The sequence below is a fragment of the Streptomyces sp. BHT-5-2 genome, from assembly GCF_019774615.1.
In the GTDB taxonomy this organism is placed as follows: Bacteria; Actinomycetota; Actinomycetes; order Streptomycetales; family Streptomycetaceae; genus Streptomyces.
Genome location: NZ_CP081497.1, coordinates 1 through 26111, shown reverse-complemented (window position 1 = coordinate 26111; position 26111 = coordinate 1). Strand labels below are relative to the sequence as shown.

Genomic DNA, 26111 nt, shown 5'->3' with positions numbered 1-26111 from the left:
CTTTCTCCGCCAACCCCGTCGCCGAGTGTTGTGGTGTTCTCCACGCGCTGTTAGCGTCCCCGGCCATGGACGAAGACCCCGGGGGCCGGATCGCCGACGACACCGGACACGTCATCGAACGCGTCCGGCAGGTGATCACGCGGTTCGGCCGCAGCCATCGGGAGTTCGCCCGCCGGATCGTGATGGCCCCGTCCAAACCGTCCCGTCCGCTGGGCGGCACCCGGCGCTTCCCGCTCGCCGAGATCGTCCGGCCCGCCGACATCGGCGGGGTGGACACCGGCTGGCTGCTCGACGCCCCGGAACGCCCCGCGGCACCGCCGGAACGCGGCCCGGCCGACATCGCCGCCTGCGGCACCAGCCCGGCCGCCGTCCACTACCACTTCCCCGGCCGCGACGAACTCCTGGAGGCCGCCGTCCGCTGGTGCACGGACGAGGACGCCGAACGCCGCGGCGGCGGACCAGGTCCTGTCGTCAAACCCCCGCCGTTCGCCCGGAGGGCGGGCCGGGCGCCGGACGGCAGACGGGAGTTTGACGACCGGAGCTAGCCGCCGCCCCCGACGCCCGCGCCGAACTCCTGCATCTGATCGCCCTCCAGACCCCGCGCACCGCACAGCAGCGCCGACCGTGGCTGGTCTGGCTCGACCTGTGGGCACAGACCGCCCGCGACACCGCCGTGGGACGCCTCCACGAGCGCTGCTACCGGCAGCGGCGCAGCACCGTCGCCGACGTCCTCCGACGCGGCGTCGACCAGGGTGCCTTCCGCCCCCTCGACCCCGAGGTCACCGCCCTCCGCCCACCGCGCTCATCGACTGCCTGGCCACCGCCCCCGACAGCACCAGCCCCGACACCATGCACACCACCCTGCTGACCTTCGTGGAGAACGAACCGGACGGCGGGGCGGGGCTGCGGAAGGGGCTGGGGGGTGGGGTCTCCAGGGGACGGGGGCGTTCGGTTCGGGATGGATTCCCGATGGATTCCCGATGGATTCCCGGCGGGGCGTCCTCCGCTCGCCACTCCCTACTCGCCACCCACGCGCCCCACCCGCCCCTCCGACCGAAGGGACCCCATGGCCACCGCCCCCACCGACGAGGTCATCATCACCTGCGCCCTCACCGGCGCCGGCGACACCGTCCGCCGCTCCCCGCACGTCCCCGTGACACCCGAGCAGATCGCCGAGTCCGCCGTCGCAGCGGCCGCCGCGGGCGCCGCGGTGGTGCACATCCACGTACGCGACCCGGAGACCGGCGACCCGGCCCGCGACCCCCGCCTCTACGCCGAGGTCGTCGACCGCATCAAGCAGACCGGCACCGACGTCGTCATCAACCTCACCGCCGGCATGGGCGGCGACCTGGTCATCGACCCCGAGCGCCCGCTCACCCAGCTGCCGGGAACCGACCTGGTCAGCGGCCTGGAACGGCTCCCGCACGTCGAGGACCTGCTCCCCGACATCTGCACCCTGGACTGCGGCTCGCTCAACTTCGGCGACGGCTCCACCCTCTACGTCTCCACGCCCGACATGCTGCGGGCCGGCGCCCGGCGGATCCAGGAACTCGGCGTCCGGCCGGAGTTGGAGATCTTCGACACCGGCCAGCTGTGGTTCGCCAGGCAACTGCTCGCCGAGGGTCTGCTGGACGACCCCACCGTCTTCCAGCTGTGCATGGGCATACCGTGGGGCGCCCCGGCCGACCCCGGCGTGCTCCAGTCGATGGTGAACATGCTGCCCGAGGGCGCCCAGTGGGCCAGTTTCGCGCTCGGCCGGATGCAGATGCCCTGGGTCGCCCAGTCGATCCTCCTCGGCGGCAACGTCCGCGTCGGCCTGGAGGACAACCTCTACCTCAGCCGCGGCGTCAAGGCCACCAACGCCCAACTCGTCGAACGCGCCGTCCAGATCACCGAACTCCTCGGCGCCACCGTCGCCACCCCGGACCAGGCCCGCACCCGCCTGGGCCTGAAGCCGCGCACCTGATCCCGGGCCGGGCCACCAGGCGCCGGGCCGGAGCCGGCCCCTGGGCCCCGGGCCCAGCGCCCCCACACACCCACCCAGGAGGCCGCACCATGCCCTTCTCGCCCTCCCCCTCCCTCTCCCCCGGGTCCGCCCGCCGGGTGGCCTGTATCGGCGCCGGCGTCATAGGCGGCGGCTGGGTCGCCCACTTCCTCGCCCGCGGCTACGACGTCACCGCCTGGGACCCCGCCGAGGACGCCGCGGAGAGGCTCCACCGCCTGGTCACCGCCGCCTGGCCCGCCCTGGAGCTGCTGGGCCTCGCCGACGGCGCCTCCCCGGACCGGCTGACGTTCGCCACGACCCTCGCCGAGGCCGTCGCCGACGCCGACTTCGTCCAGGAAAGCGCCCCGGAGAACCTGGAGTTGAAGCGCGCGCTGCTCGCCGAACTGGACGTCGCCACACCTCCCGGCGTGGTCATCGCCTCCTCCACCTCCGGCTACCCGATGACCGACCTGCAGACCGCGGCGGCCGACCCGTCCCGCCTGGTCGTCGGCCACCCCTTCAACCCGCCGTACCTGATCCCGCTCGTCGAGGTCGTCGGCGGCACCCGCACCGACCCCGCGGCCGTGACCTGGGCGGCCCGCTTCTACGAACGCGCCGGCAAGTCGGTCCTCACCATGGACCGCGAACTCCCCGGCTTCATAGCCAACCGCCTCCAGGAGGCACTGTGGCGCGAGGCCCTGCACATGGTCGCCAACGGCGAGGCCACGGTCGAGGACATCGACGCGTCCATCACCGAAGGGCCGGGCCTGCGCTGGGCGTTCATGGGCCCTTGCCTGACCTTCGCACTGGCCGGCGGCGAGGGCGGCATGGCCCATATGCTCGACCACTTCGGCCCCTCACTGAAGTCCCCCTGGACCCGCCTGGAGGCCCCCGAACTGGACCGCGCCCTCCGCGACGCCATGGTCGACGGCTGTGCGACGGCCGCCGGCGACCGCACCTACGCCGACCTCGTGGCCGAACGCGACCAGGGCGTCATCAACATCCTCCGCGCCACCAACCGCCTCCCCCACCCCACGAACCCCAACGCCCCCGGGAGCCCAGCCTGATGACGCCCGAAATCAACGTGCCGCCCGAACGCGGGCATGTTCTGATCGGCAACCATGCGTCATGAACACACTCCTCTCCCCGATGCAGGCGAGCTGTCGGCCAGGATGGAACGGAACCTGGCCGAGCACGCCTGCCATCTGCACCGGAACCTGGCAGGCGCGACCGTCACGGAGGCGGCCGACCTCCTCGTCGCCGACAGCGGTCTCGCCGACGACACCTTCAACATCGTCGCCGCGGCCCGCTTCACCCCCGCCACCGCCTCGGCACGGATCTCCGCGACCGTGCGCGCGGTGGCCGAGACCGGCCGCCCCTTCTCCTGGTGGGTCGGCCCCGCCTCGACACCGCCGGACCTGGCCGCACGGCTGGCCCAGACCGGCCTTCCGCCGTCCGCCCACGAGACGGCCATGTGGGCCGAACTCGGCGACTCCCTCCCTTCCCCGCCTCCCGGCCTCCTGGACATCCGGCAGGTGACCACCCCCGAACAGCTCTCGCACTACGCCGCGGTCCTCGCCGCGAACTGGGACCCGCCCGCCGACACCGTCCTCCGTTTCCACGACCGCACCGCCCGGCAGGCGCTCGCGCCCGGCAGTCCGGCCCGCCATCTCGTCGGCTACACCGATGGCCGCCCGGTCGCCTCGGCCGAGGTCTTCCACAACGCCGGCGTCGCCGGTATCTACAACATCTGCACCCTGACCACGCACCGCAGGCGCGGCTACGGCACCGCCCTCACCCTGGCCGCACTCCACACGGCCCGCGCCGGGGGCACCGGCATCGCCGTCCTCCAAGCCTCCGCGGACGGCGAGCCCGTCTACCGCCGGCTGGGCTTCCGCTCCTGCGGCCGCTTCACCGAACACTCCCTCACACCACGACCATGACCATGACCATGAAGCCCTGAACACTCTCCAGGAGCCTCTCGGCTCAGCCCTTCGTCAACGCCTCGGCGACGCGGAGCGTCATCTGGGACTGGGTGGCGTCCCGGTGCGTCGGGTTGAACGTGAAGACGACGCGGCGCCGTTGGTCGCGGGTGGCGACCATGAACGAGGAGTAGCCGTACCGTTCGCCGGTCTTCCCCCACAGCGTGATGCCGTTCACCGTGACGGTCTGCAGACCGGCGCCGAAGCGGGCCGGGGTGCCGTCGACCATGCGTACGCCGTCGGGCAGGGTGAACATGCGCTCCAGGATCGGCCGCGGCAGCAGCATCCCGGAGAACAGGGCGGTCTGGAAACGCTCCAGGTCGCCGATGGTCGATATCATCTCGCCCTCGCCCCAGGCGGATGTCTGGTCGTAGTCGGTGATGTCGACCATCCTGCCGTCGGTCATACGCAGATAGCCGTGGATATGAGGGCCGTGGATGCGGGGGTCCCGGCCGGGCAGGGAGGTCTGCCGGAGACCCAGCGGGCTCAGGATGCGGTCGGTGATCGCCTCGCCGTAACGGCGGCCGGTCAGGCGCTCGATGAGCAGGGCCAGGAGCACGTAGTTGATCCCGCGGTACTCCTGCTTGCTGCCCGGGTCGAATTTCATCGAGCCGTGCGAGACCTGGGAGACCAGTTGCTCCGGAGTCCATCTGTCGTAGCGGTGGCGGACGACGGCCTCGGGAGTGGAGAGGTCCGGTACGCCGTCGCCGGTCTCGTCGGGCAGTCCACTGGTGTGGTTCAGCAGCTGGGTGACGCTGATGGCTGGGAACGCGGCCGGGAGGAGACCGGGGAGATGGCGCTGCACCGGGGCGTCGAGCACCAGCCGGTGTTCGGCGGCCAGTTGAAGGATCACCGTGGCGACGAAGACTTTGGTGATGCTGCCGATGCGGAAGGCGTCGTGCTCGCGGATCGGTCGACCGCTCGCCCGGTCGGCGACGCCGGCGGTGTCGTACCAGCGGCCTGCCGAGCCGGAGACCCGCAGCTGGGCGCCGGTGGCCTCGGGGTGTGCCAGGTCGCCGATCGCGGCACGCAGGGCCTCGGTGTCCAGCGGGGGGAGCGGGGTGGGTGAGACGGGTGGACGGAGGCGTCGGGGCGCCGCGGCGGTGGCGGTGCGCGCCGGCCCGAAGGCGGTGAGTGCCGCCGCACCGGCCAACGCCGCACCGACGACCGCTCTGCGGGATGGGCGAGACGGCCTTGAGGAGGAGGTCGGGGAGGAAGGAGACGGAGCACGGAGATGAGAGGAAGGGGTCGCGGACTGGGGTGTTGCGAGCCGGGTCGACGATGCCGCGGCCCGGATGGTTGAGAACGTGTCGTAGGTCATGTCCGACACTCTGCCGATCGCGGGATGCGACGACCTCAGGGATCTCCCGGAACCTGTCCCGGATGCGACCCTGAGGTTGTACCGTCCCCTTCGCGAACGGAGATCAGGGCTGTGTCCACGCAAGGCCATCGCATCGAGATCAAACAAGGCACCGAGCACGTCCGGGTCGTGGTGAACGAGCAGCTGCTGGCCGAGAGCCGGCGCCCGCTGCTGCTCTTCGAGACCGGTTGTCCGGTGCGCTACTACCTGCCGCCGGAGGATGTCCGCACGGATCTGCTGACGCCCTCCGCGACCCATACGGTGTGCCCGTTCAAGGGCACCGCCTCCTACTGGTCACTCGAACAGGGCCCCGAGGACCTCGTCTGGGCCTACCCCGAGCCGCACGACGGCGTCGCGGAGATCAAGGATCATCTCTGCTTCTACGAGGTGCAGTTGGCGTAGGTCCGGCGGGGCGGCGGGCGGTCGCGTGGCCGCCCGGTCGGAGAGCCGGCGGCTTGGCCGGGACCCCGCGTAGACCGCGGCACCGTTCCACGGCGCACAATCGAAGGGTGAATGCCCCGGAGGACCCCCGAGAGCCCACCCGGAACGAGGAGGACGGCGCCGCCGCGCCGCGCCCCCGTGACCGCGACGAGCGGGGGCGGGCCCGTAACGCCCGCCCCCGCGACGGGCTGGGCCGCCCGCTGCCCTACGGTTCCCCGGGGATCGCCCGGCAGCCCGAGGGCGTGCCCCGTACGCCGGACGAGACGCTGGCGGAGGCACAGCGGCTCCTGGACGACGGGCTGCCGTTCCATGCCCACGAGGTCCTGGAGGACGCCTGGAAGGCCGCCCCCGAGGCCGAGCGGGCGCTCTGGCGGGGACTGGCCCAGCTCGCCGTGGGGCTCACCCATGCGGCGCGCGGCAATGTCACGGGAGGCGCCGCGCTGCTGGAGCGCGGCGCCGCGGCCATCGCCCCGTATGCCACCGCCGCACCGTACGGCGTCGACGTCGCCGGGCTGACGGCCTGGGCGCGGGACCTCACCGGGCGCCTGGCCGGGGCCGCCCCGGAGAGCGGTGCGGCGGCCGGTCCGGTCTCGGCCGCCGAGTCGGCACCCCGACTGCGCGGGCACGCCTGAACCCTGAATACCGCGGGCCACCGCCTCAACGGCACTAGAAGTCCTCCTCTTCCTCCTCCTCGTCATCGCGCCCGCTCCGGCCGACCGGCTCGGAGTGCGCCACGTGCTCGAAGCCCCAGTCCAGCAGCTGCCCGGCTTCCTTGTAGACGCCGTTGGCCTCGCCCGACCGGGGGTTGAGCACGGTGGCGATCAGGGTGTGGCCGTTGCGGCGGGCGGCGGCGATCAGGGTGTTGCCGGCCTTGCTGGTGTAGCCGTTCTTGACACCGATGATGCCGGGGTAGCGGGCCATTCCGTGCGAGCCCACCAGTATCCGGTTGGTGTTCTCCAGTTGGGCCGTGCCGCCGCCGGCGGCCGGGAAGGCGGCGCGGGTGGTGGAGCAGTAGCGGGCGAAGTCCTCGTTGGCGAGGCCGGCGCGGGCGAAGACCGTCAGGTCGAAGGCGGAGGACACCTGGCCGGGGGCGTCGTAGCCGTCCGGGGACTTGACCGAGGTGTCGCGAGCGCCGAGCCGGCGGGCGGTCTGCTGCATCTGCCGTGCGGTGGTCGACCAGCCGCCGTTCATGGCGGCGAGGACGTGTACCGCGTCGTTGCCGGAGCGCAGGAAGACGCCGTTCCACAGGTCGGCGACGGTGTAGCGGCCTCCTTGGCGGATGCCGACGACGCTGCTGCCGGAGCCGAGTCCGGAGAGGTCGGCGGCGCTGACCTGGCGCACCCGTTTGGCGGAGAACTTGGGCAGTACGGTGACCGCGAACAGGGTCTTGAGGGTGCTGGCCGGGGCGAGTTTGCGGTGCGGATTCTTGGAGGCCAGCACCTTGCCGCTGTTGACGTCGGCGACCAGCCAGGCCACGGCGCTGAGTTCGCGGCGCAGGTGCCGGGAGCTCGCCGCGGGTTGACGGGCCAGGGACGCGGCGGAGCGGGCGTCGGCCGGTATGGGGGTCAGGGACACACCGGCGGCGGCAATCAGTGCCAGCGCACCGGTCTTCTTGGACACAAGCGCGTCAAATGCCATGAGATCACGCTAAGAAGGGCCGGCGGTGGGCGCAGCGCGGGTGCGCCAGACGGGCCAAGGGGCGGCACTCCGGCCGGAGTGCCGCGGGGGTCTGCGCAGACGCAAAGAGGGACCCGCCCGGTGCGACGGGGGATGCACACCGGGCGGGTCACAGCACTTTTCTACCGCATGTCTGAACGGTTACGCATCAAAAACTTGTGCGTTCTCGGATTACCAGGCCACCGGCAGCGAAATCAGGCCACGCGCCCGGATGGTGCGGCGATAGCGCACTTCGTCCCGCGGCACGTCGAGGCGCAGGCCGGGGAAACGGCTGATGAGGGCGCCGATGGCGATCTCCGCCTCCATCCGGGCCAGCGGCGCGCCCAGGCAGTAGTGGATGCCGTGCCCCAGGGCGAGGTGGCCGGACAGGTCGCGGGCCGGGTCCAGCCGGTCCGGGGCGGGGAAGCGGTGCGGGTCGCGGTTCGCGGACGCGATCGAGAGCAGCACGCTCTCTCCGGCGGGGATGCGGACGCCGCCGATCTCCACGTCCTCGACGGGGAAGCGGCGGATGGCCAGGGGGGCCGGTCCGTCGTAGCGGAGGAACTCCTCGACGGCGGTGGACACTTCGGCTGGATTTCGGCGCAACGCGCTGAGTTGTTCGGGGTGGTCGAGGAGGGCGAGGACGGAGTTGCCGATGAGCTGGACGGTGTTCTCGTAGCCGGCGAAGAGGATCAAGAAGGCCAGGGAGGTCAGTTCGTCCTCGCTGAGCCGGTCGGCACCCGCGGCGTCCGTGGTGTCCGCGGTGTCTTCGCGGACCGCGATCAGGTCCGAAAGCAGGTCGTCGCCGGGTTCGGCGCGCTTGGCGGCGATCAGCGCGGTGTAGAACTCCAGCATCGCGCCGATCGCCTCCTTCATCGCCTGCGGGCGGCCGGGGTCGGGGGTGATGAGCGCGTCCGACCAGGCCAGGAAGTCGCGGCGGTCCTCGGCGGGGATGCCGAGCAGATCGCAGATGACGGTGATCGGCAGCGGTCCGGCGTAGTCCGTGACGAGTTCTGCGCGGCCCTTCGCGGCCATGGTGTCCAGCAGGCCGTCGGCGACGCGCTGCACGGGTGCGCGGAGCGCCTCGACCCGGCCCGGGGTGAACGCCTTGACGACCAGGCGGCGGATCCGGGTGTGGTCCGGGGGGTCCATGTTGAGCAGGTTGGCGTCGAGGGCGGGGGGCAGCGAGAAGCCGCGGTAGTTGCCGGGGGTCGCATGGCGTTTGTCGAGCGAGAGCCGGGGGTCGGCCAGCGCGCTGCGGACGTCGTCGTAGCGGGTGACCAGCCAGGCGGGCTGCCCGTCGGTGCCGGTGATGCGGTGCACCGGGCCGGCGTCGCGGAGCGCGGCGAGAGCGGCGTACGGGTCGTCCAGGAGGGGCGTGGTGTCGATGGGGGCGAGGGCGTCGGGGCCGGTCTCGGCGGTGTTCTGCATGGCGTCCGAGCGTAGATCAACGGGTGGGGGCGCCGTGCGGCACCGGCCACATGGGCCGGTGCCGCCGTGCGCGGAGCGGGAGGCCCGGACCCCCGTACCGGGCCACCCCGTCTTCGGGGTCGCGGTCAGCTGCGCAAGGTGGCGCTGCGCTGCCGCAACTCGGTGAGCACGGTCTCGATCAGCGGCGAACGGTAGACGTCCGCGACCATGGCCAAGTGCTCGTATTCGGCGGAGAGTTCGGCGGCCTCCCGACCGTCGGCGACCACCACGCTGTCGGCGCCGTGGGCGGGGACATGGCCGACCGCGCGGTTCTCCAGGCCGCGTCGGAGGGCGGCCGCCTCGGCGACCGCGGCCAGTTGCCGGTCGTCCAGGGAGACCGCGCGGGCGCGCTCCAGGACGATGTCGACGGCGTCGGACTCGACGTGGTGGCGGATGCCGCGCTGGACGTCGCGGATCTCGGCCATCTGGCGGTTGGCGCGCCATTCCAGGTCGGCGAAGGGCCAGCGGCCGGACCACCGGGAGCCGTCCATGGTGACCTCGGGGGTCTGCGCGGTGACGGTCCGCCACAGCGGTGTCAGGCGGCGCAGCCGGCGCCAGGCGGCGACGCGGGGGCCGGCCGCGGGCAGGCTGAAGCCGGCGAGGACGAGGATCGCGGCGACCGAGGCGCTGAGCGGGGCGACGCCGTTGGAGAGCCAGAGCGCCGGGTGCCCGGTCCACGACAGGACGAATCCGACGACCTTGCAGGCGCAGTAGACCAGGCCGAGCCAGCAGCCGGCGGCCAGCACCCGCAGTCCGCGGGCCAGCCAGGAGCCGCCGAGCCGGGCGGCGTAGCGCGGGCAGAGCGTGCCCAGGCCGGCCAGGCTCGCCCCGAAGATGGCCAGATACAGCACCAGGAAGACCATCACGCCGGGGGCGTCGGTGTAGGCGGTGGAGAAGTCGCGGGGGTGTTCCACGGCGTCCGGGCGGCCCACGGCGAAGCCGGTGACGGCCACCGCCCACAGGAGCGCGACCGCGCCGACCGCCGCCCGGGCCCGGGCGCGGGCCCGCGTCCGGGCCGCGTCGCCCTCGCCGGCCGTCCAGCGGAGCAGCAGCACCAGCGCCCCGGCGGCGAACACCACGACGGAGGAGTACAGGAAGACCATGGCGAGGTTGGCGACGCCGACCAGCCGGTCGAACCCGCGGTAGAGGCTGGGCGCGGAGAAGAGGAAGACGGTGGCCACGCCGCCGGTCATCACACAGGCGAGGCCCAGGTCGGTGTTGGAGCGGTCCCGGAACCAGGCGACGGCCTTGTAGGCCACGAGTGCCCAGGCGGCGGCCCCGAAGCAGAGGTAGACGACGTCAAACACCGGCCTCCCCCTTCGGCCCGGCGGCCACCTGCTGGTGCCGGATGTGCTGGAGGGCGGGGCCCAGGGCCGCCGCGACCTCGGCGGCCGGCCCCTCCAGCGGGAGTTCGCGCTCCGCCGCGGCGGGCACCACGTGCTCCATCAGGAGCGTGCCGAGCACCTCGGTCTCCCGCTCGGCGAGGTTGTCGTAGCCGTGGTGCCGGGCGAAGCCCATGGTCAGGCCCATCCGCCGCATGGCGGTGGCGACGTCGACGGACGGGGTCCACATCCGCAGCGCGTCCTCGGTGACGGCGGGGTCCTGGGCGTGGCCGAGGAGGAGGTGGCTGAGTTCGTGCAGCACGATGTGGGTCTGGTGCCAGGGCGAGGTCCGGAGTTCGTAGAAGACCCAGTAGCCGTCCTCGGTGGTGGCGGTCATGCCCGAGACCACGCCGCCCAGGCTCATCGGCACCAGGTGGACGGGCCGTTCCACCCGGGCAGCGACGATGTCGCAGATCCCCCGCAGATCGGTCGAGGCGGGCAGCCGCAGCTCCTTGATGAGCTGCTTGCACCGCCTGCGCATCTGCCCCACTCGCATGCTCGTCCCGTCCTCGTGTCCGGCCCCCCGCCAGGTAGTGAAGATCCGGTCGCGCTCAGCGGTCCGTATCGGGCCGTGCGCCACGCCGATCACCACCCTGCTCCGGCGGGCCGTCCGGCAGGTTCATCTGCCGGCGGAACTGGGAGATGATCGTCGTCAGGCTGTCCTGGACCTCCGGGGGCAGCCCGACCGAGCGCAGTGCGATGGCACGCACCCGCTGATCCCGCATGGCGGCGAGGAACTTGACCTCCTCCTCCACCCGCGCGGCCTGCGGCTGCGAGAGGTCCCCCAGCAGATACCCGACGGGGACCGCGAAGAACTTCGCCAGCGCGCGCAGGAGTTCGGGGCCGGGGTTCGTCCGCCGTCCGTTGCGCAGCATCGAGAGGTACTGCTCGGTCACCTTGACCCCGCCGTACTCCGCCGTCCCCTGGCTGATCTCGTCGGCCACATGGGCGTTGGTGTACGGGGCGCCCGGTGGGTGCATGTGCGCGAAGAGGTGGTTGAGCCGTTCCGCGAGCACGCTGCCCTCCCCCTTGGCCCGGCTGTCGCCCCCCACTGTCATCCCCCGTTCCCCGAGTTGCCCCAACGAGCAGTTAAGGCCATCGCGACCTCACCCCCATCCTGTCACGGCACGAACACCCCGCACCAGTCCACATACGGACAGTGAGGAGCACCGAACTTAACCGCGAGTTGAGTGACAAGGCAACAACGACCCCTCGATCGAAGAGGCCCTCAGGCGCGGTGAGCTGGGACGGCGGGTCTCCGCGGGCGCCCCGGACGGCCAACTGGCGTACGGCTTCGGGGGCGAGGGCGGCACCGCCGGGGAGCGTGGTTCCGCTCCAGAGCGTCACGACGCCGATTTCCGGCCATCTTTCGCGGACATCCGGCACCGGCGGGCAACGCGAAGAGGCCGTATCGGAAATTTCCGACACGGCCTCTGACTCACGTTTCCGTAAGTCGGGACGACAGGATTTGAACCTGCGACCCCTTGACCCCCAGTCAAGTGCGCTACCAAGCTGCGCCACGTCCCGCTGCCCGATGCTCCGGAGGACTCCCCGGGCGTTCGTGCATGAGAACAATACCCCATGTCAGAGGGTGCGTGCTGCCATTTCCCGGCCGGCGCCGGCAACGGGGCAGGTGGCGGGCGAGCCCAGCCACCGCGCGCCACCCTCTCGCGACCCTCGCCTTGACCTCAAGATTGGTTGAGGTTGCAGGCTCTGTCCCATGACGACGACAGCGACGGACCCCACCGTGGCCGCCCCTCTGCACGGCGCCCGCGGATTCGGTGAACTGCCCCGGCTGATGGGGCTGATGACCGGCGACGAGAAGCACGGCCCGGCGGCCACCTCCACCCTCGACGCCCTCTGGGTGCTCTACGACCGGGTGCTGCGGGTCTCCCCCGGCACGACCGCCGACCCCGACCGGGACCGCTTCCTGCTTTCCAAGGGCCACGGCCCGATGGCGTACTACGCCGTGCTGGCCGCCAAGGGCTTCTTCCCCGCCGACTGGCTGCCGGGCTTCGGCTCGTACGAGTCACCGCTCGGCCACCACCCCGACCGGACGCTGGTGCCCGGTGTCGAGATCGGCAGCGGATCGCTCGGGCACGGGCTGCCGCTGGCCGTCGGCACCGCACTGGGGCTGCGCGCCCAGGGCCGCACCGGACCGGCGGTGTGGGTGCTGATCGGCGACGCCGAACTGGACGAGGGCAGCAACCACGAGGCGCTCGCCTTCGCCGGCCCGGCCGGACTGGACCGGCTGCACACCCTCGTCGTCGACAACTCCTCGGCCACCCACGGCTGGCGCGGCGGGATCGCCTCCCGTTTCGAGGCCGCGGGCTGGTCCGCCGCCACCGTGGACGGCCGCGACCACGCGGCACTGTACGAGGCGTTCCGCGCCCCCCACCCGGGCCGGCCGCACGCGGTGGTCGCCCGCGTCGAGCCGAAGAACCCCATCGCCCCCGGGAGCCCCGGGAGGCCGGGCAACGTCGGCTGAAAACGCGCACGGCTTGCCCGGAACTCCCCCCGATTCCCCCTCTTGTGAAAGGTCTTCAGTGATGGACACCATGCGTGAGCGTTTCGCCGCGGTCGGCTCCCGGTTGCTGGACGAGGACCCCCGGCTGGCCGTGGTGCTCGCCGACATCGGCCTCGACGGCTTCGCGGAAGCGGCCCGGCGGCACCCCGAGCGGGTGGTGAACGTCGGCATCCGCGAGCAGCTGCTGGTCGGGGTCGGCGGCGGGCTGGCGCTGACCGGGCTGCGGCCGGTGCTGCACACCTTCGCCAGTTTCCTGGTGGAGCGCCCCTTCGAGCAGCTCAAGCTGGACTTCGGCCACCAGGGCACCGGCGGGGTGCTGGTGAGCGCCGGCGCCTCCTATGACTGGCCGAGCGGCGGCTTCACCCATATGGCGCCGGGCGATGTGGCGCTGCTGGACACCCTCGACGACTGGACCGTGCATGTGCCCGGTCACCCGGACGAGGCCGAGGTGCTGCTGCGGAAGGCCGCGGCGGCCGGCGACGACAAGGTGTACGTGCGGCTGTCCGTGCAGGTCAACGAGGCGCCGCGGCCGGTGGACGGGGCGGGGTTCCACACCGCGCGAGAGGGCCGCCGCGGGGTGGTGGTCGCGGTCGGGCCGATGCTGGACAACGTGCTCGCCGCAACCGAGGGGCTGGACGTGACGGTGCTCTACGCGACCACCGTGCGGCCCTTCGACGGCCGGGCGCTGCGGGCCGCCGCCGGGGCCGCCGGCTCCTCGGACGTGGTGCTGGTCGAGCCGTATCTGGCCGGGACCTCGGCCCGCGAGGCCGGCGACGCCCTGGCGGACCGGCCGCACCGGGTGCTGGGGCTCGGGGTCGGCCGCCGGGAGCTGCGCCGCTACGGGCAGCTCGACGAGCATCTGGCCGCCCATGGGCTCGACCCGCGGGGCCTGCGGGGGCGGATCGCCGGCTTCCTCGGCGGGTAGCCCGCCGCCGGTGGCGGGGCGGGCGGCGCGGTGACGGGCGGGGCAGGGCGGTGACGGGGGATCAGATGTGCTTGTCGAGCCAGGCCAGCAGGTCGTGCCGGACCTCGTCGCGGTTGGTCTCGTTGAGGATCTCGTGGCGGGCCTCCGGGTAGGCGCGCCAGGTCAGGTCGCGGATGCCGAGGTAGCGGAAGTCCTCCAGGAGTTCGTGGACCAGGGTCATCCGCTGGTGGCAGGGGTCCTGGTCGCCGACCGCGACATGGATCGGCAGGCCACGGGGGATGCGGGCGAGGTGGGCTGGGTCGTTGATCTTGCGGATGGCGCGTACCCAGTCGAGGACGAGACCGGCGCAGAACGGGAAGCCGCAGTCCTCGTCGGCGGCGTAGCGGTCGACCTCGGCGGTGTCGCGGGAGAGCCACTCGTAGCCGGTGCGGTGCGCGAAGGCGTCGTTGAAGGAGCCGAAGGTGCGCGGGAGGAACGGGGAGGGGTGGGCCCGGCCGTGTGCGGCGATCTCCGCCTCCAGTTCGGCGGTGGCGGCGTCGATGTCGAGGCTCGGCAGGGTGCGGAAGGTGCCGGTGAGGATCAGGCCGGCGAGGTCGGCGCCGTACTCCTGGGCGTAGTCGCGGGCCAGCATCGCGCCCATGCTGTGGCCGAGGAGGACGAGGGGGAGGCCGGGGTGGGCGGCGGCGGTGCGGTCGCCGAGGGCCTTGAGGTCGCCGACGACGGCCCGCCAGGCGTCCTCGCCGGTCACCCCGCGGCCGCCGGTGGAGGCGGCGGTGGCGCCGTGGCCACGGTGGTCGGAGGCGACGACGGCATAGCCGTGGCCGGTCAGGAAGCGCGCGAAGCGGTCGTAGCGACGGGCGTGTTCGGCGGCGCCGTGGGCGATCTGGACCAGGGCGCGCGGGGTACCGGCCTCCGGGAGCCAGGTGTAGGTGGCGATGCGGGCGCCGTCGCGGGCCTCGTGGACGTCCTGCTGCATGGTGCTCCCCTGGGGCGGGCGGTGGTCGGTCGCGCCCACTCTGGCCCGCGGGGCGGCGGTTGGCCACGGGGCGCGCGCAAGGACATGGCCCGCGGCCCGTCCGGCGTGCAACGATCAGGCGGTTCTGTGCCGGCACTGTGCCGCAACCCCCTTTCACAGGAGGATCGTTGGACATCGCAGACCGTTCCGAGCACGCCCCGATCCCGCATGCGCCGCTCTCCCGCCGCAGATTCCTCCAGGGCACCGCCTCGGCCGCCGCCGCGGCCGGGCTGGTGGGCTTCGTGGCGCCCACCGCCGAGGCCCTGCCCGCCGCACCGGCCGGTGCCCCGGCCGCCGACGCGGCGACGGGCCTGTCCTTCACGGCCGCCACCAACGGCGCCGCCACCCTCGCGCCCGCCGGCGACCGACTGGTCGCCGAGGTGCAGAACGTCCTGTGGTCGCTGCCCCGCGCCGGCGGCCCGGCGCGGGCGCTGACCCCGCCCGATCTGGAGCCCACCCGCCCGGTGTTCTCCCCCGACGGCCGTCGTCTCGCGGTCTGCGCCTACCGGGGCGGCAACTTCCACCTGTGGGCGCTGGCCCCGGACGGTTCGGAGCTGACGCAGCTGACCGACGGCCCGTGGGACGACCGCGGCCCGGCCTGGTCGCCCGACGGCACCCGGATCGCGTTCGCCTCCGAGCGCGGCGGCGACGCGGTGGTCGGGAGCCCGTACCGGTTATGGGTGCTGGAGGTGGCGTCCGGTCGGCTGACCCGGGTGACCGGGCTGCCCGGCCAGGACGGCCCCCATCAGGACGGCGCCTGGGAGGACTTCGACCCGTGCTGGTCACCGGACGGCACCCGGATCGTCTTCGTCCGCGGCCGGCTGGACACCACGGCGCTGGTCTCCCGGACGGTGGCGTCGGTGCCCGCGGACGGGCGGGGCGCGGTCCGCACCGAGCACACCGAGACGGCCGCGGCGCAGGTGATGGTGCCGGCGCTGTCCCCCGCCGGACGGCTGGCGTATCTGCGGACCACCGACCGTCCGGGGCCGACCTGCACGCTGGTGGTGGACGGCGCGGCGGTGGCGGTGGACGACGATGTGGAGCCGGTGCCGCCGCGCTGGGTGTCGCGGGACGCGCTGCTGGTGACTGCCGGTGGGCAGTTCCGCATCGTCCGTCCCGATGCGCCGGAGCGGACCGAGACCATCCCGTTCACCGCGCAGCTGCCGGTGGACCGGTCGCGGTACCGCGTCAAGGACTACGGTTTTGAATCCGCGGCGGCCGGGCCGGTCCGCGGGATCCACCTGCCGGCGCTCTCCCCGGACGGCCGCAAGGTGGTCTTCGCCGCCCTCAACTCCCTGTGGGTGGCGCCCACTTCGGGTGGTGGCGCGCCGCGCCGGATCACCGGTGCGGCGGCCACCCGCTATGTGTACGCGCCGAGTTGGTCCCGGGACGGCCGGGCGCTGGTGTACGCGGACGACCGGGACGGGCTGTTCGCGGTGCGCCGCCGGGAGCTCGGCTCCGGTGCGGAGACGGTGCTGGCGTCCGGCGGGCGGGTGCAGCCGGCGCTGTCGCCGGACGGCGGACGGCTGGCGGCGCTGGACATGTTCGGCAATCTCGTCGTGCGGACCCTGGCGGACGGCTCGGAGAAGTCGCTGGCGGCGCCGATGGGCGCGGGCGGGCTGCCGGGCCGGCCCAGCTGGTCGCCGGACGGCCGCCATCTGGCGCTGTGCGACCGCAACCGCCTCAACCACCGCTTCCGCGAGGGCTACAACGTCATCCGGATCGTCGACGCGGAGACCGGGAAGGACCGGCTGCACCAGGTCGCCGAGCACGTCTCGATCGCCGACCGCTACGACTCCGGTCCGGTGTGGTCGCCGGACGGGAAGTGGCTGGCGGTGATCGCCGAGTCGGCGCTGTGGGTGCTGCCGGTGCGGCCGGACGGCACGCCGGACGGTGCGCCGCGGCAGCTGACGGAGGAGGCCGCGGACCATCCGTCGTGGTCCGGGGACTCGACGACGCTGCTGTACCTCTCGGCGGGGCGGCTGCGGCTGGTCGCGGTGTCCGGCGGTGCGGCGCGGACCGTTCCGGTCGCGCTGGAGCGGCGGCCGGCCCGGGCCCGGGACACCGTGGTGCACGCGGGCCGGTTCTGGGACGGCACCGGCGACACGGTCCGCGAGGACGTCGACGTGGTGGTGCGGAACGGCCGGATCACGGCGGTGGAGCCGCACCGGGCGTCCCGCGCCGGCACCGCCCGGCGGGTGGACGCCGCGGACCGGACGGTGCTGCCGGGACTCTGGGACGCACACACTCATCCCTGGCAGACGACGTACGGCGGCCGGCAGACCGCGCTACAGCTCGCGTACGGCATCACCACCACCGTCTCCTGCGGCGGCTTCTCCTACGAGCAGGCGCGGCTGCGGGAGGCGCTGGCCGCCGGGGTGCTGGCCGGGCCGCGGCTGTTGACCTGCGGTGAACTGCTGGACGGCGGGCGGGTGGCCTACAGCATGGGGCGGGCGCACCGCACCCAGGCCGGGCTGCGGCGGTCGCTGGACCGGGGTGCGGCGCTGGACTGGGACTTCGTCAAGACCTATGTGCGGGCGCCGGGTTGGGTGATGGCCGAGGCGGCCCGCTTCGCGCACGAGCGGCTCGGGGTCCGCTCGGGCAGTCATCTGCTCACTCCCGGGTTGCAGATGGGTCAGGATCTGACGACCCATCTCCAGGCCACCCAGCGGCTGGAGTTCGGGCATGCGGTGTCCGCCACCGGGCACGCGTACGAGGACGTGGCGGAGGTCTACACGGCCGGCGGGCTGCACATGCTGGCCACGCCGTTCTCGGCGTCGCCGCTGATCGGCGCGGATCCGGCGCTGGCCGAGGACGTGCGGGTGACGCGGCTGATGCCGCCGTGGGACAGTGCGGTCGTCCGGGAGAACGCCACGCACCGGCCGACGCCGGAGGAGCTGGCCGACATCGGGATCGAGGTGGAGGTCTACCGCCGGATCCTGGACGGCGGCGGGCTGGTGGCGCTGGGCACGGACCAGCCGCTGGTGCCGGTGGGGCTGTCGCTCCATCTGGCCCTGCGGGCGCTGCACCGGGGCGGGTTGAGCGTCGCCCAGGCGCTGCGGACGGCGACCGTGCTGCCGGCGCGGGCGTTCGGCGCGGAGCGCGATCTGGGGACGCTGGAGGTCGGCAAGCTCGCCGACATGACGCTGGTGGACGGCGATCCGTTCCGGGACATCGCGGCGCTGGTGCGGACCTCGGCGGTGGTCAAGGGCGGCCGACTGTACGAGCAGCGGGCGCTGGTGGAGTCGTTCCCGGCACCCGGCGGGCCGGCGCTGCGCGCGGCGGGGGGCACCGACTGGCTGGCGGTGGGCCGGCAGCAGGCCCGCGAGTCCTGCTGCGACCCCGGGCACTGACGGCCGGGTGGCGCGGGGTGGCGCGGCTCCGGGACTCCTGGGACCGCGCCGCCCGTGCGCCCGCGGCCGGGGCGGTGCGCCGCCTCCGGATCCCAAGTGTCCGTAGGAATGTGCCGGGTTGGCGTTTTGCCTGATCCGTAGCCGGCATTGCAACGAATATTGCACGCGGTGAGCGAGGGATCACTTTCCGGTACGATCGCGGCACCGCCCATCGCCGCCCCGAGGCGGCGAGCGGCCGGCACGCGGACGTCCGCGGAGGAGGGCTCGTCTTGCATCGCTACTTCACCCACCGGCGCCATGAGGCACTCCGGCGCCGGGTACGGGATTTCGCCGAGCGCGAGGTCCGGCCCCGGATCGCCGAGATGGAGGCGAGCCGCGCCGTCTGCCCGGATCTCTCCCGGCTGATCGCCCGTCAGGGCTGGATCGGCGCCACGGTGGACCGCGCGTACGGCGGGATGGGGGCCGGGCACGTCGCCAAGACCCTGATCATCGAGGAGCTGTCGCGGGTGAGTGCCGCGATGGGCGCGATGGTGCAGGCGTCGCAGCTGGGCGTGGCGAAGATCGTCCACTTCGGCAGCGAGGAGCAGAAGAAGACCTGGCTGCCGGCGATCGCCTCCGGTGACTGCCTGCCGACCATCGCGGTCACCGAGCCGCAGTCCGGCGGCCATGTGCTGGGCATGGCCTCCACCGCGGTCCGCGACGGCGACGACTACGTCCTCAACGGCCGCAAGATCTACGTCGGCAACAGCCACATCGGCGATCTGCACGGGGTGGTGGTGCGCACCGGCGAGGGCTCGAAGGGCCTGTCGGCGTTCCTCGTCGAGTCCGGCACGCCCGGTTTCCGGGTCGGCCCACAGCGGCCCGCGATGGGCCTGCACGGCTTCAGCTTCGGGGAGCTGTTCTTCGACGACTGCCGGGTGCCGGCGACGCATCTGCTGGGCCGGGAGGGCGACGGTCTGCCGGTGGCGTACTCCTCCAGCGTGCTGTACGGGCGGCCGAATCTGACCGCGGTCTCGCTCGGCATCCACCAGGCCGTACTGGACGAGACCACCGCGTTCTGCACCGAGCGCCGCCGCTACGGCGAGCCGCTCGCGGAACTTCCCACCGTCAAGCTGAAGTTGGGCCGGATCCAGTCCCGGCTGCTGCTCGCCCGGCTGTCCGCGTACCACTCGGTGCACCTGTTGGACGAGGGACTGCCGTGCGACGCGGAGCTGATGAACGCCAAGCTGGTGAACGTGGAGTCGGCGCTGGAGTCCGCACGGGACGCGATGGACATCCACGCCGCCTGCGGGCTGTTCACCGACCGGCCGGTGGAGCGCTTCCTGCGCGACGCGCACCACATCTTCGCTCCGGCCGGCACCTCCGACGTCCAGTTGCTGCGGCTGGGCGAGCTGGCGCTGGGCCAGGGGAAGGGCGAGTGGTCAGACCGGCTCGCCGGGCTGCTGCGGGCGGCGCCGGCGGAGTGGCGGGACGAAGACGGGGCGCCCGGCGGCCGGGAGGCGCTGGTCCGGGTGTCCTGAGGGCCGGGCCGGGCCGGGCCGCCGCCGCGCGACGCCGGGATGCGGCCCCGGCCCGGCCGTACGGGCCTCCGGGGCCGCGGGCGGGCCCGGTCAGGAGGCGTCGGCCTCCCGCTGCCGCTGCTCCATCTCGTGGATCTGCTCGACGAGTTCGGCGGCGAATGCCTTGATGGTGCGCAGCCCCTCGCGGCCCCAGGGCCGGGGTTCGCGGTCGATGACGCAGACGGTGCCCAGCGTCATGCCGGTGTGGTCGATCAGCGGGGCGCCGAGGTAGGTGCGGATGCCGAGTTCGTCGACGACGGGGTTCCCGGCGAACCTCGGGTAGTCGCAGACGTCCTCCAGGACCAGTGCCTTGCGCCGCACCACGACGTAGGGGCAGTAGCCGTGGTCGCGGGCCATGATCCGCTCCGGGCGGCCGCTGGGCGGCGCCGGTCCCAGCTCGACGGAGGTGTCGAGGTCGGGGGCGTACAGACCGGCGAAGTACTGCTCGCGCTCGTCGATGAAGTTGACCATGGCGTAAGGGGTGTTGGTCGTCTTGGCGAGCTTGCGGGCGAACGCGTCGAAGGCGGGCAGCGGGTTCTTGCCGATGCCGAGCTCGCGCAGCCGGGCGACCCGCGCGGGTGCCTCGTGGTCCTCCGGCGTGATCAGCAGACGCCTCGTCAGATCGTCGTCCAGATATGGGAGTTCGGAGGAAGGGTAGCTGCGCCAGGACGGTTGGCGGGCGGGGAAGGGGAAGCGTGCGGAGGGGACGTTCATGGCAGCTCCGGGGTGGCGGTGCGGGCGGGTGAGGAGAGGAGGTGGCCGACGAGGGACACCAGGACCTGGGTGCCGGAGGCGCACTGGCGGGCGTCGCAGAGCACGACCGGGACCTCCGGGTCGAGGTCCAGGGCGGCCCGGACCTCCTCGGGCGCGTAACTGTGGCCGCCGTCGAACTCGTTGACCGCGACGACGAACTGGATGCCCCGCCCCTCGAAGAAGTCGACCGCGGCGAAGCACTGGTCCAGCCGTCGGGTGTCGGCGAGCACCACCGCGCCGAGCGCGCCGTGGGACAGTTCGTCCCACAGGAACCAGAAGCGGTGCTGCCCGGGCGTCCCGAAGAGGTACAGGACGTGTTTCGGGCCGAGCGTGATCCGGCCGAAGTCCATGGCGACGGTCGTGGTGGACTTGTCCGCCACACCCTCCAGGTCGTCGGTGCCGACGCTGATCTGGGTGATGAGCTCCTCGGTGCTGAGCGGTTCGATCTCGCTGACCGCGCCGACGAAGGTGGTCTTGCCGACTCCGAACCCGCCCGCGACCAGGATCTTCACCGCGGTCGGAAAGGAGTCGGCCCCCGGGTCCCCCACGGGCCGGGGGTCACAGTCGTTCACGAAGTCCATGCAGCACGGCCTCCAGCAGGGCGCGGTCGGTACGGAAGGCGGGCCCGGCCGAGACGGCCGAGGGGGTTCGCGCGGTGAGCGCCCCGCAGTCGACGAGGTCGGCGAGAAGCACCTTGGTGACCGCGGCGGGCAGGCGTATGTGCGCGGCGATCTCGGCAACCGGGACGGGCCCGTCGCACAGCCCCAGGACCCGGTCGTAGTCGGGTCCTTGGAGGCCGGCGGGCCGCCGCCCGGTCGCCCGCACCATGGTCATCAGGTCGAAGTGCGCCGAGGGGCGGGTGCGCCCCTTGCTGACGGTGTACGGGCGGACCAGCCGGCCCGCCACGTCGTCGACCCATGGTGCGTCCGGACCGGGCGGCCGCTGCCGGCGGGGCAGGGCAACGGTCAACGGCCACCCGCCGGGGCCTGGTGGCGCGGGGGTGTCGACAGATACGGCCGGACGCTCTTGACCAGCATCCCCATCTCGTAGCCGAGCACGCCCGCGTCGGCCTCGCGGTCGGCGAGGACGGCCAGGCAGGCACCGGATCCGGCGGCGGCGACGAAGAGGAAGGTCTGTTCCATCTCGACGACGACCTGGAGGATGTCGCTGCCCTCCCCGAAGCGGGAACCGGCGCTGCGGGCAAGGGAGTACAGACCGGAGGAGAGGGCCGCCATATGGTCGGCGACGTCCGGTTCGAAGCCGTGGGATGCCTTGACCAGGCCGTCGGCGGACAGCAGGACGGCACTACGGGTGTGCGGTACCCGTTGGACGAGTCCGGTCAGCAGCCAGGAAAGGTCGGTGTGCTGATTGCCGCGGAACTCCGTGGACGTCTGCTCGCGCACATCACTCACCATGGTCGGGGTCGTCTCCTCGGGGGCGGGCCATCGGGGCGTCGTGGTCGGGGACAGGGTGCGGCTCGGGGTCTCCGGGGCTGCCGGTACCGCCGCGCCGGCCCGGGGTGGGGGCGGGAGCGGAGGCGGGGTGGCCGGTGGCGGCGAGGCCGGCCGCGTAGTTGGGGTCGCCGCGGCTGAAGCCGCGCTGGTAGGCGGCCATCAGGTTGGGGTCGTGGAGGCGTTCGGGCCCGGCCCGGTCGGGTGGCCGGACCGGGCCGTCGCGCAACTGCGGGGCCAGGTGGGACTGCTTGACGCGGCGCGGCAGGCTGGGGCGGTCGGTGTCGTCGAGGGGCAGCGGCGGAGGCGGCAGGACCACCGGTCCGGGGTCGGCGGGGTGGCCGCCGCGGGACGGGCCGTGGGGCGTGCCGGAGGCGTGCTGCGGGGCGGTGACGGCGGCCTGGACGCTGGCGGCGGTGGCCGAGGCGGGGGTGCGGACGATGCGCCGGCGGGCGGGGACGGCGTCGGAGCCGGCGGGCAGCGCGCGGGCCGGGGCGGGGGCGCCGGACGGGGCCGGTCCGGCGGTGACCTCCCGGCGCTCGGGGACGTCGTCGAACCGGTCGCCGTGGGGCCGCCGGCCGCGTCCGGGCGCCGGTTCGCCCTCCTCGTCCTCCATGCCGTCCGGGAACTCCTCCCGGGTCTCGGCCGAGTTGGCGCCCAGCAGTTCCGGCGGGACGATCACGACCGCCTGGACGCCGCCGTAGATGCTGCCCTGGAGCCGCACCAGGAGGCCGTGCCGCTGGGCGAGCGAGGAGACGACGTAGAGGCCGATCCGGCCGTCGTCGAGGAGTTCGGTGAGGTCGATCCGCTCGGGGTCGGTCAGCAGCCGGTTCATCTGCTCCTGCTCCTCGGCCGGCATGCCCAGGCCGCGGTCCTCGACCTCGACGGCGAGTCCCGCGGTGACGTGCCGGGCCCGCACCGTGACCGGGGTCTCCGGGTCGGAGAACTCGGTGGCGTTCTCGACGAGTTCGGCGAGCAGGTGGACGACGTCGGCGACCGCGTGCCCGCGCAGGGTGCCCTCGAAGGGCGACACCAGCTTGATCCGGGTGTACTGCTCGACCTCGGCGGTCGAGGAGCGGACGACCTCGGTCATGGTGATCGGACGGGTCCACTGGCGGCGGGTGATGGCGCCGCCGAGCACGGCGAGGTTCTCGGCGTGCCGGCGGATCCGGGTGGCCAGGTGGTCGATGACGAACAGGCCCTTGAGCAGGTCCGGGTCCTCGACCTGGTGCTCCATCTCGTCCAGGGTGAGGATCTGGCGGTGGACGAGGGACTGGAGGCGCCGGGCGAGGTTGACGAAGACCTCCAGCTTCTGCTGGTTGCCGGTGGCGTCGCTGCGGACGATGCCCACCGCCTCGATGAGGGCGGCCTCGGCGGCCCGGCCGGTGGCGGCGACCTCGTGGGCGAGCCGGGTGAGGGAGTCGCCGCCGGGCTCCGGCAGCGGTTCCCGTTCCTCGCCGGGCCGCAGCCACTCGTCGTTGCGCACCCGGTCGAGGAGGTCGGCGAGGTCGGTGCGGGCGCGGGCGCACACCTCGCGCAGGCGCCCGCAGCGGTGTGCCAGGGCGCGGGCCTCGGAGCTCCCGACCAGGGCGCCGATCAGGACGATGGCGCAGACCGCGGCGAGGCCGCCGGCCAGCACAGCCCATTCGCGGCTCGTGAGCCGGGCGCCGCCGCTGCGGACCACGAACGCGGCGACGCCCGCGCAGACCACGGCCACCAGCAGGGCGGGGACGGCGGCGATCCGGACCAGGCGGGACCGTATGGCCGCGTCCGAGACCGGCTCCGGGAAGGCCGCCACCCGACCGTGCCGTCCCCCATGGGACCGGGAGGTCTCCCGGGACGTCTCGGTCCTCTGCGGGATAGCGGTAGGCATCGGCGCCCTCCGGATCGGCCGTTGGCAGTTCGCGGAGCACGCACGCTAGTTGTTGCGGGGGCGGGGTACGGCCCCTCTCCGGGGTTCGCTACCCCGCGCCACCTCCCTGAGTAGGCACCGTCCGTACGAGGGTGCGAAAAGATCCGAACTCCCGTACAGAAAGCGACTGTTGAACCTCGCCGCAGGCGCCCCGGGCGCACCACGGCCCCCGACTCACCACGGAAGTTCGACCGACGCCCCCAGCGCACCGTCCGCCGGCCCCGCCGCCGCTCCGTCCGTCACCGCGGCGGCGGCCCGATGCACCGGACCCGCCGGCGGCCAGCTCGGCCAGCCCTGCACCGGCGGCACCGCCACCGCCCGCCACCACGGCTCCACGACCTGCTCGTCCGCGGGCTCGAACGGCCGGCCCGGCGTCGGTACGGCCACCTCCGCCCCGGCTCGCCACGCCGCCACCACCGTCCGCTCCGCGGGCTCGGCCCAGGGGTGCGGCGCGAGGTTGAAGGTGCCCCAGTGGATCGGCAGCAGCACCCCGCGCGGCTCCCCGCCCTGGAGGTCGAGATGGGCCCGCATCCCCTCCTCCGGCGTCATGTGGATGTCCGGCCAGAAGTCGGAGTACGCGCCTATCTGCACCATCGTCGCGTCGAACGGGCCGTGCGCCGCGCCGATCTCGGCGAATCCGGGGAAGTAACCGGTGTCGCCGCTGTGGAAGATGCGGTGCTCGGGGCCGGCGACGACCCAGGAGGCCCAGAGGGTGTGCTGGGCGCCGCGCAGCCCGCGGCCGCAGAAGTGCTGGGCCGGCGTGGCGGTGAGGGTCAGCCCGCCGACCCGTGTCGACTCGTGCCAGTCCAGCTCGGTGATCCGCGCCGCCGGTACACCCCAGAACTCCAGGTCGGCACCGACGCCGAGCGGTACGACGAAGGCCGCGCCGGAGCCGGCCAGGCCCTTGATGGTGGGCATGTCGAGGTGGTCGTAGTGGTCGTGCGAGATCACCACCGCGTCGACCGGCGGTAGCTCCGCCAGCTCCACCGGCACCGGATGCATCCGCTTGGGGCCGGCCCAGTCGAACGGCGAGCAGCGCTCGCCCCACACCGGGTCGAAGAGCACTCGATGCCCGTCGATCTCGGCGAGCACGCTGGAATGTCCCATCCAGGTGATCCGCAGCCCGGAGGCGGGCGGCCGGCCCCAGTCCTCGGCGGCCGGGCGGTGCACCGGGATCCGCCCGACGGGCGCCCGCCGCAGCCGCCCCTCGCGACTCAGCTGCGTACGGGCCATCGGCAGGGCGGCGCCGCGGAGCAGCTGCCGGGTGGGCACCGGATTGCGGAACTGGCCGTCCACGAACTGCGGCGATCTTCGCATCCGCGCCAGCCGCTCACCCGTCGGCTCGGCGCCGAAGCTCGCGGGGCGCAGCGCGGCCAGTCGCGTGGCGCGGGGTCGGGATGCGGTCACGGCACCTCCATGGTCGGGGCAGTCGCGAAGTGAACGGACCGCACGAACGCTGGGTTCCGGCGCCACCGGACCGCCGCAGGACGGCCGCCACGGCTCCGGCACCGGCACTCTCCGTCACAACAGCCGGTCCGCCCCATGCATTCCCGACCTGACATTCCGGACACCTCCCGGCCCGGAAACGGTGGCTGGATCCGGCCCCTACGACAGGACGCCCGCAACGGCCAGTTGACGACATCCGTTCGGGTGAACGGGCGGCTGAGCCGACGTGGGCAGCCGCTCTTCTCCCCGACTCGGCTGCGCCTCTACTACTCCCCGGGTACCTTCGGCGTCCTCAGCGCCTCCGGCGCGTTCGGTGCCGAATTGGATGACGACGTGGTCCTCGACCGCGCGGTATCCGATCCGCTGGTAGAGCGCGTTGCTGGTGGGGTTGGCGAGGGTTGTGAAGAGCAGCAGCCCGGTGACGCCGGAAGCCCGGGCGGCCGCGGAGAGGGCGGCGGTCGCGGCGCCGGCGTGGCCGCGTCCGCGCCGCTCCGGCGGGGTGTGGACGGGCGCGACCCGGGCTGTGCCGGAGAGCGTCGGGGTGATCCCGGCCATGGACACGGGATGTTCCCCGTCCTCCCAGCGGGTGCAGCGGCCCTGGGCGATCCGCTCGTCGAGCGCCCGGTCGTCCCGGGGCGGCGGTTGGCCGATGTCCGCGGCGAAGGCGGCGAACCAGGGGCGCAGCAGTGCGCGGTCGGCGGGCGTGGCGGCTCGGGCCGGGCGGGGCGGGCTGATGGGGCGTCAGTTCGCCGTTGCGGTAGAGCCGGTGCCACGCCACAGCGACCGCCTCCGCCGTCGCCCGCCTCGCGTTCACGCCGGGAGGCGCCACCGACCACCGGGCCGCAGCAGCGACCAGCGCGGCCGCGGCGCCCTCCGGCAGCGGGGTGAGCTGCAC

The 26111-nt window shown here is 73.4% G+C and carries 23 protein-coding genes, 1 tRNA gene and 1 pseudogene; 10 read left to right on the top strand and 15 right to left on the bottom strand.

What is annotated here, in order from left to right; all coding sequences use genetic code 11:
- Positions 1-65: 65 nt before the first annotated feature.
- From K2224_RS28075 to K2224_RS28060, 4 genes and pseudogenes are all read left to right on the top strand, one after another.
- Positions 66-882 (top strand): annotated as a pseudogene (locus tag K2224_RS28075) (TetR family transcriptional regulator C-terminal domain-containing protein); the annotation flags it as partial.
- 184 nt (positions 883-1066) lie between these two features.
- Complete coding sequence (locus tag K2224_RS28070) at positions 1067-1966, top strand: 3-keto-5-aminohexanoate cleavage protein (RefSeq protein ID WP_221910002.1); 900 nt, start codon at positions 1067-1069, stop codon at positions 1964-1966.
- Between the two features lie 89 nt (positions 1967-2055).
- On the top strand, positions 2056-3051 hold the full coding sequence (locus K2224_RS28065) for a 3-hydroxyacyl-CoA dehydrogenase NAD-binding domain-containing protein (RefSeq protein ID WP_221911997.1): 996 nt from the start codon (positions 2056-2058) through the stop codon (positions 3049-3051).
- 105 nt (positions 3052-3156) lie between these two features.
- Positions 3157-3927 carry a GNAT family N-acetyltransferase gene (locus K2224_RS28060; protein ID WP_221910001.1) on the top strand — a complete coding sequence of 257 codons (771 nt, stop codon included), beginning with the start codon at positions 3157-3159 and terminating at the stop codon, positions 3925-3927.
- Between the two features lie 43 nt (positions 3928-3970).
- Here K2224_RS28060 and K2224_RS28055 read toward each other — a convergent pair whose 3' ends face one another.
- Positions 3971-5119, bottom strand: a complete 1149-nt coding sequence (locus K2224_RS28055; protein ID WP_260693525.1) for a serine hydrolase — start codon at positions 5117-5119, stop codon at positions 3971-3973.
- A gap of 279 nt (positions 5120-5398) precedes the next feature.
- On the opposite strand from K2224_RS28055, the gene K2224_RS28050 reads away from it, so the two are divergent.
- Together K2224_RS28050 and K2224_RS28045 are read left to right on the top strand one after the other, a co-directional pair.
- Positions 5399-5728, top strand: coding sequence for a DUF427 domain-containing protein (locus K2224_RS28050; RefSeq protein ID WP_221909999.1), 330 nt, complete (start codon positions 5399-5401; stop codon positions 5726-5728).
- Between the two features lie 107 nt (positions 5729-5835).
- A complete protein-coding gene (locus K2224_RS28045; RefSeq protein ID WP_221909998.1) occupies positions 5836-6399 on the top strand; it encodes a DUF309 domain-containing protein in 564 nt (187 codons plus the stop codon).
- 34 nt (positions 6400-6433) lie between these two features.
- Here the strand turns inward: K2224_RS28045 and K2224_RS28040 are convergent, their stop codons facing one another.
- The 6 genes from K2224_RS28040 to K2224_RS28015 form a co-directional block, all read right to left on the bottom strand.
- Positions 6434-7405 (bottom strand): D-alanyl-D-alanine carboxypeptidase family protein, encoded by a 972-nt coding sequence (locus K2224_RS28040; protein WP_221909997.1) that lies wholly within the window; start codon positions 7403-7405, stop codon positions 6434-6436.
- 210 nt (positions 7406-7615) lie between these two features.
- On the bottom strand, positions 7616-8854 hold the full coding sequence (locus K2224_RS28035) for a cytochrome P450 (protein WP_221909996.1): 1239 nt from the start codon (positions 8852-8854) through the stop codon (positions 7616-7618).
- Positions 8855-8979: 125 nt separating this feature from the next.
- Positions 8980-10200, bottom strand: a complete 1221-nt coding sequence (locus K2224_RS28030; protein ID WP_221909995.1) for an MAB_1171c family putative transporter — start codon at positions 10198-10200, stop codon at positions 8980-8982.
- Complete coding sequence (locus K2224_RS28025; RefSeq protein WP_260693871.1) at positions 10193-10765, bottom strand: hypothetical protein; 573 nt, start codon at positions 10763-10765, stop codon at positions 10193-10195. Before K2224_RS28025 ends, K2224_RS28030 begins: the two co-directional genes overlap by 8 nt.
- Before the next feature lie 61 nt (positions 10766-10826).
- The gene (locus tag K2224_RS28020; protein WP_221909994.1) at positions 10827-11333 is read right to left on the bottom strand and encodes a helix-turn-helix domain-containing protein; all 507 of its coding nucleotides are present in this window, start codon (positions 11331-11333) and stop codon (positions 10827-10829) included.
- Between the two features lie 395 nt (positions 11334-11728).
- Positions 11729-11802: transfer RNA gene (locus tag K2224_RS28015), tRNA-Pro, on the bottom strand.
- A gap of 193 nt (positions 11803-11995) precedes the next feature.
- Here K2224_RS28015 and K2224_RS28010 point away from each other — a divergent pair.
- Both K2224_RS28010 and K2224_RS28005 read left to right on the top strand, forming a co-directional pair.
- A complete protein-coding gene (locus tag K2224_RS28010) occupies positions 11996-12763 on the top strand; it encodes a transketolase (protein WP_221909993.1) in 768 nt (255 codons plus the stop codon).
- Between the two features lie 61 nt (positions 12764-12824).
- On the top strand, positions 12825-13727 hold the full coding sequence (locus K2224_RS28005; RefSeq protein WP_221909992.1) for a transketolase family protein: 903 nt from the start codon (positions 12825-12827) through the stop codon (positions 13725-13727).
- A gap of 61 nt (positions 13728-13788) precedes the next feature.
- Here the strand turns inward: K2224_RS28005 and K2224_RS28000 are convergent, their stop codons facing one another.
- Entirely contained in the window at positions 13789-14703 is a 915-nt protein-coding gene (locus tag K2224_RS28000) for an alpha/beta fold hydrolase (RefSeq protein WP_221909991.1), read from the bottom strand.
- 167 nt (positions 14704-14870) lie between these two features.
- Here K2224_RS28000 and K2224_RS27995 point away from each other — a divergent pair, with 167 nt between their 5' ends.
- Complete coding sequence (locus K2224_RS27995; RefSeq protein ID WP_221909990.1) at positions 14871-18095, top strand: amidohydrolase family protein; 3225 nt, start codon at positions 14871-14873, stop codon at positions 18093-18095.
- Between the two features lie 269 nt (positions 18096-18364).
- Positions 18365-19615 (top strand): acyl-CoA dehydrogenase family protein, encoded by a 1251-nt coding sequence (locus K2224_RS27990; RefSeq protein ID WP_221909989.1) that lies wholly within the window; start codon positions 18365-18367, stop codon positions 19613-19615.
- 90 nt (positions 19616-19705) lie between these two features.
- Here the strand turns inward: K2224_RS27990 and K2224_RS27985 are convergent, their stop codons facing one another.
- From K2224_RS27985 to K2224_RS40865, 7 genes are all read right to left on the bottom strand, one after another.
- Positions 19706-20368, bottom strand: a complete 663-nt coding sequence (locus tag K2224_RS27985; RefSeq protein ID WP_260693524.1) for a GAF domain-containing protein — start codon at positions 20366-20368, stop codon at positions 19706-19708.
- A complete protein-coding gene (locus tag K2224_RS27980; RefSeq protein WP_221909988.1) occupies positions 20365-20988 on the bottom strand; it encodes an ATP/GTP-binding protein in 624 nt (207 codons plus the stop codon). The genes K2224_RS27985 and K2224_RS27980 overlap by 4 nt, the downstream gene beginning before the upstream one ends.
- On the bottom strand, positions 20966-21376 hold the full coding sequence (locus K2224_RS27975; protein ID WP_221909987.1) for a DUF742 domain-containing protein: 411 nt from the start codon (positions 21374-21376) through the stop codon (positions 20966-20968). The genes K2224_RS27980 and K2224_RS27975 overlap by 23 nt, the downstream gene beginning before the upstream one ends.
- Positions 21373-21822, bottom strand: coding sequence for a roadblock/LC7 domain-containing protein (locus tag K2224_RS27970; RefSeq protein ID WP_221909986.1), 450 nt, complete (start codon positions 21820-21822; stop codon positions 21373-21375). The genes K2224_RS27975 and K2224_RS27970 overlap by 4 nt, the downstream gene beginning before the upstream one ends.
- The gene (locus K2224_RS27965) at positions 21812-23731 is read right to left on the bottom strand and encodes an ATP-binding protein (protein WP_221909985.1); all 1920 of its coding nucleotides are present in this window, start codon (positions 23729-23731) and stop codon (positions 21812-21814) included. The genes K2224_RS27970 and K2224_RS27965 overlap by 11 nt, the downstream gene beginning before the upstream one ends.
- Before the next feature lie 213 nt (positions 23732-23944).
- A complete protein-coding gene (locus tag K2224_RS27960; protein ID WP_221909984.1) occupies positions 23945-25177 on the bottom strand; it encodes an MBL fold metallo-hydrolase in 1233 nt (410 codons plus the stop codon).
- Positions 25178-25375: 198 nt separating this feature from the next.
- Positions 25376-25822, bottom strand: coding sequence for a GNAT family N-acetyltransferase (locus K2224_RS40865; RefSeq protein WP_260693870.1), 447 nt, complete (start codon positions 25820-25822; stop codon positions 25376-25378).
- Between the last annotated feature and the right edge of the window lie 289 nt (positions 25823-26111).

Bases quoted from the DNA above. Each gene is read 5' to 3' on its own strand.
- K2224_RS28065 (WP_221911997.1), top strand. From the start codon at position 2,056: ATGCCCTTCTCGCCCTCCCCCTCCCTCTCCCCCGGGTCCGCCCGCCGG.
- K2224_RS28010 (WP_221909993.1), top strand. From the start codon at position 11,996: ATGACGACGACAGCGACGGACCCCACCGTGGCCGCCCCTCTGCACGGC.
- K2224_RS28000 (WP_221909991.1), bottom strand. From the start codon at position 14,703: ATGCAGCAGGACGTCCACGAGGCCCGCGACGGCGCCCGCATCGCCACC.
- K2224_RS27980 (WP_221909988.1), bottom strand. From the start codon at position 20,988: ATGGACTTCGTGAACGACTGTGACCCCCGGCCCGTGGGGGACCCGGGG.
- K2224_RS27985 (WP_260693524.1), bottom strand. From the start codon at position 20,368: ATGAACGTCCCCTCCGCACGCTTCCCCTTCCCCGCCCGCCAACCGTCC.
- K2224_RS28035 (WP_221909996.1), bottom strand. From the start codon at position 8,854: ATGCAGAACACCGCCGAGACCGGCCCCGACGCCCTCGCCCCCATCGAC.
- K2224_RS28020 (WP_221909994.1), bottom strand. From the start codon at position 11,333: ATGACAGTGGGGGGCGACAGCCGGGCCAAGGGGGAGGGCAGCGTGCTC.
- K2224_RS28040 (WP_221909997.1), bottom strand. From the start codon at position 7,405: ATGGCATTTGACGCGCTTGTGTCCAAGAAGACCGGTGCGCTGGCACTG.
- K2224_RS28070 (WP_221910002.1), top strand. From the start codon at position 1,067: ATGGCCACCGCCCCCACCGACGAGGTCATCATCACCTGCGCCCTCACC.
- K2224_RS27965 (WP_221909985.1), bottom strand. From the start codon at position 23,731: ATGCCTACCGCTATCCCGCAGAGGACCGAGACGTCCCGGGAGACCTCC.
- K2224_RS28005 (WP_221909992.1), top strand. From the start codon at position 12,825: ATGGACACCATGCGTGAGCGTTTCGCCGCGGTCGGCTCCCGGTTGCTG.
- K2224_RS28060 (WP_221910001.1), top strand. From the start codon at position 3,157: ATGGAACGGAACCTGGCCGAGCACGCCTGCCATCTGCACCGGAACCTG.
- K2224_RS27970 (WP_221909986.1), bottom strand. From the start codon at position 21,822: ATGGTGAGTGATGTGCGCGAGCAGACGTCCACGGAGTTCCGCGGCAAT.